Source organism: Arthrobacter sp. BL-252-APC-1A (genome assembly GCF_009696625.1).
GTDB lineage: Bacteria > Actinomycetota > Actinomycetes > Actinomycetales > Micrococcaceae > Arthrobacter_B.
Map to the genome: position 1 here is coordinate 278,159 of NZ_VULS01000002.1, position 11,807 is coordinate 289,965.

Sequence of the window (11,807 nt, forward strand, 5' to 3'; positions counted from 1 at the left end):
AACCGTGGCACTGGACGTGCTTACCGACCTCAACAAGGTCCGCAACATCGGCATCATGGCGCACATTGATGCCGGCAAGACCACCACCACCGAGCGCATCCTGTTCTACACCGGTGTCAACCACAAGATTGGCGAAACGCACGACGGCGCTTCGACCATGGACTGGATGGCACAGGAGCAGGAGCGGGGTATCACCATTACCTCCGCAGCTACCACGTGCTACTGGGACAACAACCAGATCAACATCATCGACACGCCGGGTCACGTTGACTTCACTGTCGAGGTTGAGCGGTCCCTGCGCGTGCTTGACGGCGCCGTAGCCGTATTCGACGGCAAGGAAGGCGTGGAGCCGCAGTCTGAGACTGTCTGGCGCCAGGCTGACAAGTACAACGTTCCGCGTATCTGCTTCGTCAACAAGATGGACAAGCTGGGCGCCGACTTCTACTTCACCGTCGACACCATCATCAACCGCCTTGGCGCCAAGCCGCTGGTCCTCCAGCTGCCGATCGGTGCTGAAAGCGAATTCGAGGGCGTTGTTGACCTCCTCGAAATGCGTGCACTGACCTGGCGCGGCGACGCCAAGGGCGACGTGACCATGGGCGCCAAGTACGAAGTTGAGCCGATCCCCGCAGACCTGCAGGAAAAGGCCGAAGAGTACCGCGCCAAGCTCGTTGAAACCGTTGCCGAAGCCAGCGAAGAGCTGATGGAAAAGTACCTCGAAGGTGAAGAACTCACCGTTGAGGAACTGAAGGCCGGTATCCGCAAGCTGACCGTCAACTCCGAGGTCTACCCGGTGCTGTGTGGTTCCGCGTTCAAGAACCGCGGCGTTCAGCCGATGCTTGACGCCGTCGTCGCCTTCCTGCCGTCCCCGCTCGATGTCCCGAACATCAAGGGCCACGACATCCGCGACGAAGAGGTCATCCTCGAACGCGCCGCTGACGCTGATGCTCCGTTCTCCGCACTGGCATTCAAGGTTGTGACGCACCCGTTCTTCGGCCGTCTGACCTACATCCGCGTTTACTCCGGCAAGGCTGCTTCCGGCGCCCAGGTCATGAACTCGACCAAGCAGAAGAAGGAGCGCATCGGAAAGCTCTTCCAGATGCACGCCAACAAGGAGAACCCGGTGGATGAAATCACCACCGGTCACATCTATGCAGCCATCGGCCTGAAGGATACGACCACGGGCGACACCCTGTGCGACCTTCAGAACCCGATCGTCCTGGAATCGATGAGCTTCCCCGAGCCCGTCATCTCCGTGGCAATCGAGCCGAAGACCAAGGGTGACCAGGAGAAGCTCTCCACGGCCATCCAGAAGCTCTCCGAAGAGGACCCGACCTTCCAGGTCTCCCTCGACGAAGACACCGGCCAGACGATCATCGCCGGCATGGGCGAGCTCCACCTGGACATCCTGGTGGACCGCATGCGCCGCGAGTTCAAGGTTGAGGCAAACGTGGGCAAACCCCAGGTTGCCTACCGCGAAACGATTCGCCGTACGGTCGAGCGCTACGACTACACGCACAAGAAGCAGACGGGTGGCTCCGGCCAGTTCGCAAAGATCCAGATTGCCATCGAGCCGCTGGATACTGCAGAAGGTGCGCTGTACGAGTTCGACAACAAGGTCACCGGTGGCCGTGTTCCGCGCGAGTACATCCCCTCCGTTGACCAGGGCATCCAGAGCGCCCTGAACGACGGCATCCTCGCCGGCTACCCGGTGGTGGGCATCAAGGCAACGCTGATTGACGGCGCTTACCACGATGTTGACTCCTCCGAAATGGCGTTCAAGATCGCCGGCCGCCAGGCTTTCAAGGAAGCTGCGAAGATGGCCAGCCCGGTTCTTCTGGAACCGATCATGGATGTCGAAGTCCGCACCCCTGAGGAATACATGGGTGAAGTCATCGGTGACATCAACTCGCGCCGCGGGCAGATGCAGTCGATGGAAGACGCCAGCGGCGTGAAGGTCATTCGTGCCCTCGTTCCGCTGTCCGGCATGTTCGGGTACATCGGTGACCTGCGGTCCAAGACCCAGGGCCGCGCCGTTTACTCGATGCAGTTCAACAGCTACGCAGAGGTCCCGAAGGCAGTAGCCGACGAGATCATCCAGAAGACGCGCGGCGAGTAAGACCAAGCCGGCGTTCCGGACATCCGGAACGCCGGCCGTGTGTGGCCCGTCCTAAGGGGAAACCCGGACGGACGGGCCGCACGGCCAGACTGGGCGGGACCTGCGGGAACCGTGGCACAAGGCAATTTCATCAAATAAACAGCCCCCAGTAGACTTGTATCGGATCAGTTGCGAGAAGCGCGGCTGGTGATTGAGTCTTCTAACCTTTCTAGGAGGAACCCGTGGCGAAGGCAAAGTTCGAGCGGACTAAGCCGCACGTCAACATCGGCACCATTGGTCACGTTGACCATGGAAAGACCACGTTGACCGCTGCCATTTCGAAGGTGCTTGCTGACAAGTACCCTGACCTGAACGAGCAGCGCGACTTCGCTGCTATTGACTCCGCGCCGGAAGAGCGCCAGCGCGGTATCACCATCAACATCTCGCACATTGAGTACCAGACCGAGAAGCGTCACTACGCACACGTTGACGCCCCGGGCCACGCTGACTACATCAAGAACATGATCACCGGTGCTGCTCAGATGGACGGCGCAATCCTCGTGGTTGCCGCTACTGACGGCCCGATGGCTCAGACCCGCGAGCACGTTCTGCTGGCCCGCCAGGTTGGTGTTCCCTACCTGCTGGTCGCACTGAACAAGTCCGACATGGTTGAGGACGAAGAACTCCTCGACCTCGTGGAAATGGAAGTTCGCGAACTGCTGAGCTCCCAGGAGTTCGACGGCGACAACGCTCCCGTCGTTCGCGTTTCCGGCCTGAAGGCACTGGAAGGCGACCCCAAGTGGGTTGCGTCCGTCGAAGAACTGATGGAAGCCGTTGACAACAACGTTCCTGACCCCGTTCGCGACAAGGACAAGCCGTTCCTGATGCCGATCGAGGACGTCTTCACCATCACCGGTCGTGGCACCGTTGTTACGGGCCGCGCCGAGCGCGGTACCCTCGCTATCAACTCCGAGGTCGAGATCGTTGGCATCCGCCCGATCCAGAAGACCACGGTTACCGGTATCGAGATGTTCCACAAGCAGCTTGACGAAGCATGGGCCGGCGAGAACTGTGGCCTGCTGCTCCGCGGCATCAAGCGCGAAGACGTAGAGCGTGGCCAGGTTGTCGTGAAGCCGGGTTCCATCACCCCGCACACCGACTTCGAGGCCAACGTCTACATCCTGTCCAAGGATGAAGGCGGCCGCCACAACCCGTTCTACTCGAACTACCGCCCGCAGTTCTACTTCCGCACCACCGACGTCACGGGTGTCATCACCCTGCCCGAGGGTACGGAAATGGTTATGCCCGGTGACAACACCGAAATGACCGTTGAACTGATCCAGCCGATCGCAATGGAAGAGGGCCTCGGCTTCGCTATCCGCGAAGGCGGCCGCACCGTTGGATCCGGCCGCGTCACCAAGATCATCAAGTAATTTGATCTATTGACGCTCGGACCATCCGGTTCAGCATTAAAGGGTCCCGCTGCTACGGCAGCGGGGCCCTTTTGCGTTCCCGGGTGACGCCGGCCAGCTGCTGCGCGACAGCTGTGCCGGCTTCCAGCCCCTGGGCGAAGGCGCGGACGGCGTTGAGTCCCGCGGCGGAGGCAGCACCGCCGATCACGGTGTGGGGCACGCCGGCGCGGCGAAGATCCCGCTGCAGGCGGGTGTTCTCCACCTGTCCCGCAGCGACAATGACCGCCTCCGCGGGGATGAGTTCCTCAGTGCCGCCGGCAGCGGTGATTTCAAGGCCGCCGGGAGCCAGCCCCCGGTAGCTCACGCCGGTGTACAGGCGGACCCCGGCGCTGCGCAGGGCCTGCAGTGCCGCCCAGCGCGTCGACGGTCCGATTCCTTCGCCGATGCGTCCGCCGCGGCGAAGCAGGGTGACGCACCGGCCGCCCGGCTGCGCGGTTCCGTCCCGCAGGTGTTCCCGCGCGAAACGTGCCCTTGCGGCATCCGTTGATTCCGGCCCGGAGCGGGGGAGTGCATGGGGCTGCAGGAGCAGGTGCGCCAGGTCCACGGCTATGCCTCCGGCGCCGACGACAGCGACCCGCCCGGGAAGAGCAGCCGGGTCGGCGAACGCCTGGTGGTAGTCCAAAACGGGCACACTGCCGGAACCGGCCAGCCGGACTGCGCGGGGCAGGACACCGGTGGCGTCCAGCACGTGGTCGAAGCCGGCCAGGTGCACCGCACCGGCACGGAATCCGGTGCGGATCTTCACGCCCAGGCGGGGCAGTTCCACACTGAAATAACGGATTGTCTCGTCGAAGTCGGCTTTGCCGGGCACCAAACGGGCTAGGCGGAACTGCCCTCCCAGCTCCGCTTCGGCTTCGAAAAGGACTACTTGAATACCCGCGGCGGCCAGCGTGGCAGCAGCCTGCATTCCGGCAGGTCCACCACCGACTACAGCGGCACGTGCTCTGTCTCCGGAAATGCGCCCGGTTAAACGGAGGGCAGGATAGTCCAGTTCACGCCCGGCACGCGGATTCACCAGGCAGGAAACAGGTTCAGTTCCCAGCGACCTGTCGATGCACGCCTCATTGCAGGCAATACAGGTATTCACCAGATCCATCCGTCCGGCCTCGGTCTTCGCCAGGATCCGGGGATCCGCCAGAAACGGCCGCGCCATCGACACGAAGTCCACGGTTCCGTCCGTGAGCACAGCCTCCGCCTGGGCCACGGAGTTTATCCGGTTGGAACCAATCACCGGGACGCTGAGTCCCTGCCCGCGCAGGTTCCTGCGGATCCGGCCGGCGACCGGCAGCCAGCTGCCGTGGGGTACCAGCGCCTGGACCGTTGGTGTCCGTGATTCATGCCAGCCGATGCCAATATTGAGTGCGTCGGCACCTGCGCGTGCCAGGGCCGCTGCCAGTGCCAGATGTTCCCTGGGCGGGCCGCTGCCTTCAACCAGGTCATCGCCGGACATCCGGAAGATTACCGGAAAGCCGGAGCCCGCTCCCTCACGGACTGCAGCCAGCACCGCCAGCGGAAATGCCTGACGGCGCTCCGCGTCTCCGCCCCATTCATCGTCCCGCAGGTTTGTCAGCGGGGAAGCGAACTGGTTGACCAGATAACCTTCGGAGCCCATGATTTCGACCGCATCAAAGCCCAGTTCACGGGCCAGCGACGCCGCGGCGGCGAAGTCCTGGACGGTGCGCGCGATGTCGGACTCGTTCATGGCACGCGGCAGGACGCTGGAATAGGCGGACCACACAGCCGATGGCGCCAGTGGCTGCAGCCCGTAGGTGTCCTGGAAGCCGTAGCGCCCGGCGTGGAACAGCTGCAGGGCGAGCCGCCCGCCGGCGTCGTGCACTGCCTCCAGCGCTGAGCGAGCGGCTTTGAGGAAAGGCTTTTCGGCGCTGACAAGGTAGGTACTGCCGCCGGAACCCTCCCGGTTGACGGCAGCACCTCCCGTGACGATCAGTGCCGCTCCGGCAGCAGCGCGCTCCCCGTAGAAGGCGGCGAGAGCCTGGGGATTGGACTCGAAGTTCAGATGCATGGAGCCCATGATGATCCGGTGCGGCAGGGCGAGCCCGCCTATGCCGCCGGGTGAGAACACGTGCGGAAAGCTGCGGACTCCCAGCCGCGGATCATCGGGCACCGGGCTGCTCCTAACCCAGGTCCCCGCCCAGCAGGTCCCTGGCGATGACCGCCTTCTGGATCTCATTGGTGCCCTCTTCGAAGCGCTGCGCACGGGCGTCGCGGTAGACGCGCTCAATGGGCTGGGTCTGCCAGTAACCGATTCCGCCGTGCACCTGCAGGGCTTTGTCCGTGACCCGGGTGAGCATGTCCACGGCAGTCAGCTTGGCCATGGAAGACAACGCCGCGGCACCCGGATCCGCGTCCTGCCATGCCGACGCTGCCGTGAGGGTGAGTGCCCGCGCAGCAGCGATGTCCGCCGCATTCTCCGCAAGACTGAAGGCTATTGCCTGCCGCGAAGTCAGCGGCTTGCCAAACGTGGTGCGCTGCCGGGCATAGTCAACGGCGAGCTGCTGGGCACGCTGCGCCAGGCCCACACAGCTCATGGCCACGGAGATGCGGCTTGGGGTGAGGAAACCGCCCAGGGCTACCGCCAATCCGTCCCCTTCGGCGCCAAGCCGGTTGGCCACAGGAACCGGGGCTTCGGTAAAAGTCAGTGATGCATGGTCGGTGCCGTGCACTCCCATGGTCCGGGACGTATCCTCCACCACCGTGCCCGGCGTGTTCCGGTCCACGAGCAGGGCAACAGTGCCCCCGCGTCCCGTACTTCCCTCCAACCGGGCGAAGAGCAGCCAGTAGTCGCAGCGGACTCCGAATGTGATGAGGTGCTTGCGCCCGGTGAGGTAGTAGGTGTCGCCGTCACGGCGGACCGAAGAGGTAATGTCCACGCCGCTGCCGTTCGCCGGTTCGGTCAGCGTAAACGCCACCACGGATTCCCCGGCCACCGCCGGAATAATGAACTTCTGCCGCTGCGTTTCGTCTGCGAACGGGTTCATGGCGCGCCACGTTCCGTTAAGCACGTGCACGATCATCCGCACCGAGGCATGGGATCTGGAAAAGACTTCCATGAGGCCCATCCACTGCAGGAAACTAAGCCCCGCCCCGCCTAGGCTGCGCGGCGCGGCCAGGGACAGGAAGCCTTCCCTTCGCAGCTCCTTCCACAGGTCATCGGAGACGCTTCCGGTGGACTCGATTTCCTCTGCCCAGGCCTCACCGGGCCCCTGGACCCAGTCCGTCACCCGGGCCAGCAATTCCCGGTACTCGCCCTCCGGGATTGAACTTCCGCGTCCGTCTGCGGTCAAGGTGCTGGCGTTGACGCTGCTGGTCTTCACGACTGGCTCCTGTCTGTTCCGGCAGAGGGATTCCCCGCTGCCTGCCGTGCCCGCTCCCGCAGCAGGAACTTCTGTACCTTTCCCACCGGGTTGCGGGGAATGGCCTCGAGCAGTTCCAGCCGTTCCGGCCAATAGTGCTTGGACACCTGGCAACTGTCCAGATAGTCCGTGAGTTCCGCCAGGGTCGGTGCAGGGGTGCCCGGAGCCGGAACAACAAACGCGCAGGCACGCTCACCGAGCCGGGGGTCGGGCATGGCTGCCAGTGCGACGTCGTCCACGGACGGGTGCCGGTACAGCAGCTGTTCGATTTCGGCCACCGGGATCTTCTCCCCGCCGCGGTTGATCACGTCCAGAACCCGCCCCGTGATGCGCAGGTAGCCGGCGTCGTCGAGCGCGGCCAGGTCTCCCGTCCGGTACCAGCCGTCTTCGGTAAAGGCTTCCTTGGTGAGGTCCGGCCGGTCCAGGTAACCCTCGAACATGGTGGGGCTCAGCAGCTCGAAGTTGCCTTCCGTCCCCGGCGGCAGGAGCTGCCCGTTGTCGCTGACGATCCGGGCCCGCACACCGGGCAGCAGCTGTCCGTCCGTTCCCCAGACCAGGGCCGGGTCGCCCCCGGGGGAGGAGACAGCGCCAAGACAGGTTTCTGTGGTGCCGAACGCTCCGCAGACCCAGGCGCCGAGGACCCGGGTGGCCCGCTCGGCCAGATGGCGCGGGACGGCGGCACCGGTATTGACGAAAATCCGCAGGCTGGCAGGTGCCGGTGCCCCGGCTTCCACGGCCTTCACCAGGTCGCTGAGGAAGGGGGTGGCTGCCTGGACAAAGCTGCCTTTCCAACCCTGCAGCAGGTTCAGTGCCCGGTTCGGATCCCAGACCGGCTGCAGGATCTGGGGAATTCCCAGTACGAAGGAAAGCCACATTCCGTAGAGAAAGCCCGTCTGGTGAGCCAGTGGCGAAGGCACGAACACGGCGTCCTGCGGCTGCAGCCCAAGATGCCGGGCCTGCAGGGCGGCAGCCATGGAGAGGGTGGAATGCCGGTGCAGTACCCCTTTGGGTTCGCCCGTGGTGCCCGAGGTGAACAGCAGCTGGGCCGGGGCATCGGACGCCGGGGCCGCTGCATCGATTCGGGTACGGTCCACGAATGTCTCAGCGAGTGCCTGCTCCCAGGCGTGCCAGGTGACGCCGCCGTCGGCCGGCGGCAGGGCGGGAGCGGCTGCGCCTATGACCACTGCATGGCGTACCGCGAGTTCATAGGCCGGATCCGCGCCGGTCCCGGAGGAAAGGATTCCGCGCAGTTCCTCCGCGTAGCGCCGGCCGCGGAATTCCTCCGGAACCACTACGACGGCGGCACGCGAGCGGTGGAGGGCAAAGGCGACTTCCCGTTCCCTGAAGATTGGCATAACGGGTGCAGCGACCGCTCCAATCCGCAGCACCGCTGCGGAGAGCAGGACGAACTCGGACCAGTTGGGCAACTGGAAAGCCACCCGGTCTCCGGGACGGACCCCCAGGTTCAGCAGAAGGGCCGCGGCCTGGTCGGCACCGGCGTCGAGCTCGGCCCAGGTAAGGTGCCCGTCCTCCCTCCCGTCTGTGACCGCAGTGTGGTCCGGCCGTTCCGCCGCCCAGCGGCGGACCCAGTCCGCGCCGGTAACCGAGGCTGCCTCGTCCGGTGACAGGACCTGTTGCCGGTTCGCCTGGGCGCGGGCCGTGCGGCTGGTTTTCTGCCGCGGTACCGGGCCCTCCTGGACCTTCATGGGGAGCCCGAAGGAGTTCATCGCGTCCAGGAACTCCGGGTAGGAAATCCGGTATGCGTTCGGATAGCTCAAGGTGCTGCGCCCCACTGCTCCGGAGGCAGCCACGGCCAGGGACATCAGGACCCGGTGATCGTTGAAGGAGGACAAATCTGCTGCAGTGAGCTGTTCCGTGCCGCTGACCAGCAGGTCGGTGCCTGAAATCCGGACCCCCGCGCCCATGGAGTTCAGCTGCAGCATGGCCGCTACCCGGTCCGATTCCTTCAGCCTCACGTGGCCCACGTTGCGGAAGATGCTTTCGCCGTCCGCGCAGGCAGCCATCGCGGACAGGACCGGCAGCATGTCAGGGACCGTCCGGCAGTCGATCTCCGCCGGCTGAAGCCTCAGCCCGTTGTGGCGAACGCGCACGCCGTCAGCCCCGGCGTCGTACTCCATGGGAAGCCCCATGGCCCCGGCAATATCCAGGAAGTCCGACTCAGGATGGTCGGTACCTCCTGCAGTGACGGACCGCAGTCCCTTCAACAGCAGGTCGGCGGGATGCAGGGCCGCCGCCGCGAGGCCAAAGGCGGCTGAACCAATGTCTTCCGGCATGCGCATGTCCGTGGGGAGTGCCTCCTGCTGCGGAGGTACTTCAAAGCGGTGCCAGTCATCGCGAACCTCTACCTCCAGGCCGAAGCGCCGCATCATGTTGACGGTCAGCTCCAGATACGTCCTCTCGTTGAGGGTTCCGTCCACCACCACAGAAGTGGGCCGGTCGGCAAACGGGGCGAGCAGGAGCAGACCGGAGATCCACTGGGACAGCGTCCCGGCGATGTGGACCTCTCCACCTGAGGGGCGGCGGGCACGGACCCGAATCGGCGGACAGCCGGTTGGTGAATCGACGTCGAGGCCCATAGCCGTCAGCGCTGCCAGCAGCGGGCCGACTGGGCGCCGCTGGAAGTACTTCTGGCCCGTTACGGTGACGTCGCTGGAGCCAAGGGCAGCCAGTCCCACCATGAAATACAGCGTGGTTCCGGAGCTGCCGGCCGAAACCTCCTTCCGGACGGGACGGTAAGGCCCGCCGTGCACCACATAAGTGCCGCCGTCTATATCGATCCGGGTGCCGAGCAGGCGCAGCATGGCCACGGTGTAGTGGACGTGCCGGGCGTCCGTGAGACCGGTGATGCGGCTGATGCCGGGCGCCAGGGAAGCCAGGATCAGCGCCCGGTGGGCATGGTATTTCGAGTTGGGCACCTGTGCTTCACCAAAGATGCGCTGCTGTGTTCCCAGGACTGAAAGATACATGGCACCGATGCCCTTCGAACGGCTGTCCTTTTCAGGCGGCCACCCCGCTTGCCGACGCTACCAGCTGGGTTCCGGAGCCGGAACAGACCAGCCTCCCGGCACGCTGGGGACCGGCCAATCCGCCCGGCCCTTTTCGGTGCGGGGGAGGACCGGGGAGGGCGGGGGAGAAGAGAGTCCGGGAGTGCGCTGACACACTGCAGCCCGCTCCGTTAGGCTCGGGAGATGGAACTTCTTATCTTCTTGGTCATCGCGGTGGTTGTTATTGGCGGCGTAGCGTGGGGCAGGCGGCACTTCTCCCATGAGATTGACCGGGCCAAGCGGATCCGCCGGGCAAACCGCCGCGACACGTAGGCCATTCCCGGAGAGCCCCCACCGGGCCGCGGAATGTTCAGCATGGCCCGGCGGCTGATTTTAGCCGTGAACAGTGCTGGGCTAGACTGATAGAAAATGACGCGCCATGAATCGGGCAATCCCGGTTCGCGGCAACTCCATATGCTAAAAGCCACAAACAGAAGGTGGACGCTGATTCGCGTTCTGCCGGAAGATCTGGCAGACTAGAGAAGTTGTTCAAGCGCTTTTGTGCCCGCACGCGCTTCAGCAGGCCGCTAACGCGGCACTGTGTGCGTGATGAGATTGCGTCCCGGTCAGGATAATGCCTGGCGCAGGGTCGGATCCTTCAGGGGAAAAGCCCATATATAACCCGCCCCCATTCTTGAACGGGTGTTGCCAGTTTCGAATCTGCGACACGCCCGAGCGCGGGGGTCGGAGCCTCGGCAGGTTGAGGAACCCGGAGCTTCCGGATTCAGCTTGTTGGAGGAGCGCCGGGGCCAACATGGCCGCCAGGGGCAAAAACTGTACAGAGAGCAATACTCGAAGAAAGAGGCACGACGCCATGGCGGGACAAAAAATCCGCATCCGGCTGAAGTCGTATGACCACGAGGTCATCGACGTATCAGCACGGAAGATCGTTGAGACGGTCACGCGTGCAGGCGCAACGGTAGTAGGCCCCGTGCCGCTGCCCACGGAAAAGAACGTGTACTGCGTTATCCGTTCGCCGCACAAGTACAAGGACAGCCGCGAGCACTTTGAAATGCGCACGCACAAGCGTCTGATCGACATCATTGACCCCACGCCTAAGGCCGTTGACTCGCTGATGCGTCTTGACCTGCCTGCAGACGTGAACATCGAAATCAAGCTGTAGGGGGGAGCAGATAATTATGTCTTCTTCACTTACCCGCCAGGTTAAGGGCCTCCTGGGCACCAAGCTGGGCATGACCCAGGTCTGGGACGAGAACAACAAGCTCATCCCCGTCACCGTGGTCCAGGCTGATTCCAACGTCATCACCCAGCTGCGCAATGCGGAGAAGGACGGCTACACCGCCGTTCAGATCGGCTACGGCCAGATCGATCCCCGCAAGGTAACCAAGCCGCTGGCCGGCCACTTCGAGAAGGCCGGCGTTACGCCTCGCCGTCACGTTGTTGAGCTGCGCACCGCTGACGCTGACACCTACGAGCTCGGCCAGGAACTCTCTGTTGAGATGTTCGAAGCCGGCCAGAAGGTCGACGTCGTCGGTACCTCCAAGGGCAAGGGCTTCGCCGGTGTCATGAAGCGTCATGGCTTCCACGGCGTTGGCGCTTCCCACGGTGCCCACAAGAACCACCGCAAGCCCGGCTCCATCGGTGGCGCATCCACCCCCGGCCGCGTCTTCAAGGGTCTCCGGATGGCCGGCCGCATGGGCGCCGTCCGCCACACCACGATGAACCTCACCGTCCACGCTGTGGATACCGAGAAGTCGCTGCTGCTGATCAAGGGTGCCGTTCCCGGCGCCCGCGGCCAGGTCGTCCTCGTACGCACCGCCGTGAAGGGAGCTTAGTC

8 protein-coding genes are annotated in these 11,807 nt (G+C 64.2%); 5 read left to right on the forward strand and 3 right to left on the reverse strand.

Going from position 1 to position 11,807, the window contains the following annotated elements; genetic code table 11:
• Positions 1–4 precede the first annotated feature (4 nt).
• Both fusA and tuf read left to right on the forward strand, forming a co-directional pair.
• Entirely contained in the window at positions 5–2,119 is a 2,115-nt protein-coding gene (gene fusA / locus FYJ28_RS04055; RefSeq protein ID WP_055239343.1) for an elongation factor G, read from the forward strand.
• A 221-nt stretch (positions 2,120–2,340) separates the two neighbouring features.
• On the forward strand, positions 2,341–3,531 hold the full coding sequence (gene tuf, locus FYJ28_RS04060; protein WP_055239344.1) for an elongation factor Tu: 1,191 nt from the start codon (positions 2,341–2,343) through the stop codon (positions 3,529–3,531).
• 52 nt (positions 3,532–3,583) lie between these two features.
• Here the strand turns inward: tuf and FYJ28_RS04065 are convergent, their stop codons facing one another.
• From FYJ28_RS04065 to aroA, 3 genes are read right to left on the reverse strand one after another with little or no spacing between them, the layout of a single operon-like run.
• Positions 3,584–5,695, reverse strand: coding sequence for an oxidoreductase (locus FYJ28_RS04065; protein ID WP_326831500.1), 2,112 nt, complete (start codon positions 5,693–5,695; stop codon positions 3,584–3,586).
• Positions 5,696–5,705: 10 nt separating this feature from the next.
• Positions 5,706–6,905: an acyl-CoA dehydrogenase family protein gene (locus FYJ28_RS04070; protein ID WP_326831501.1), complete on the reverse strand. Its 1,200-nt coding sequence runs from the start codon at positions 6,903–6,905 to the stop codon at positions 5,706–5,708.
• Positions 6,902–9,931: a 3-phosphoshikimate 1-carboxyvinyltransferase gene (gene aroA / locus FYJ28_RS04075; protein ID WP_154578377.1), complete on the reverse strand. Its 3,030-nt coding sequence runs from the start codon at positions 9,929–9,931 to the stop codon at positions 6,902–6,904. Before aroA ends, FYJ28_RS04070 begins: the two co-directional genes overlap by 4 nt.
• Before the next feature lie 222 nt (positions 9,932–10,153).
• Here aroA and FYJ28_RS17505 point away from each other — a divergent pair, with 222 nt between their 5' ends.
• From FYJ28_RS17505 to rplC, 3 genes are all read left to right on the forward strand, one after another.
• Positions 10,154–10,282, forward strand: a complete 129-nt coding sequence (locus FYJ28_RS17505) for a hypothetical protein (RefSeq protein ID WP_268234976.1) — start codon at positions 10,154–10,156, stop codon at positions 10,280–10,282.
• Between the two features lie 541 nt (positions 10,283–10,823).
• Positions 10,824–11,132, forward strand: coding sequence for a 30S ribosomal protein S10 (gene rpsJ / locus FYJ28_RS04080; RefSeq protein ID WP_003803825.1), 309 nt, complete (start codon positions 10,824–10,826; stop codon positions 11,130–11,132).
• A gap of 16 nt (positions 11,133–11,148) precedes the next feature.
• Positions 11,149–11,805 (forward strand): 50S ribosomal protein L3, encoded by a 657-nt coding sequence (gene rplC / locus FYJ28_RS04085; RefSeq protein ID WP_055239346.1) that lies wholly within the window; start codon positions 11,149–11,151, stop codon positions 11,803–11,805.
• Positions 11,806–11,807 lie beyond the last annotated feature (2 nt).

Coding starts and splice junctions, on each gene's coding strand:
- rpsJ (WP_003803825.1), top strand. CDS start 10,824: ATGGCGGGACAAAAAATCCGCATCCGGCTGAAGTCGTATGACCACGAG.
- aroA (WP_154578377.1), bottom strand. CDS start 9,931: ATGTATCTTTCAGTCCTGGGAACACAGCAGCGCATCTTTGGTGAAGCA.
- FYJ28_RS17505 (WP_268234976.1), top strand. CDS start 10,154: ATGGAACTTCTTATCTTCTTGGTCATCGCGGTGGTTGTTATTGGCGGC.
- rplC (WP_055239346.1), top strand. CDS start 11,149: ATGTCTTCTTCACTTACCCGCCAGGTTAAGGGCCTCCTGGGCACCAAG.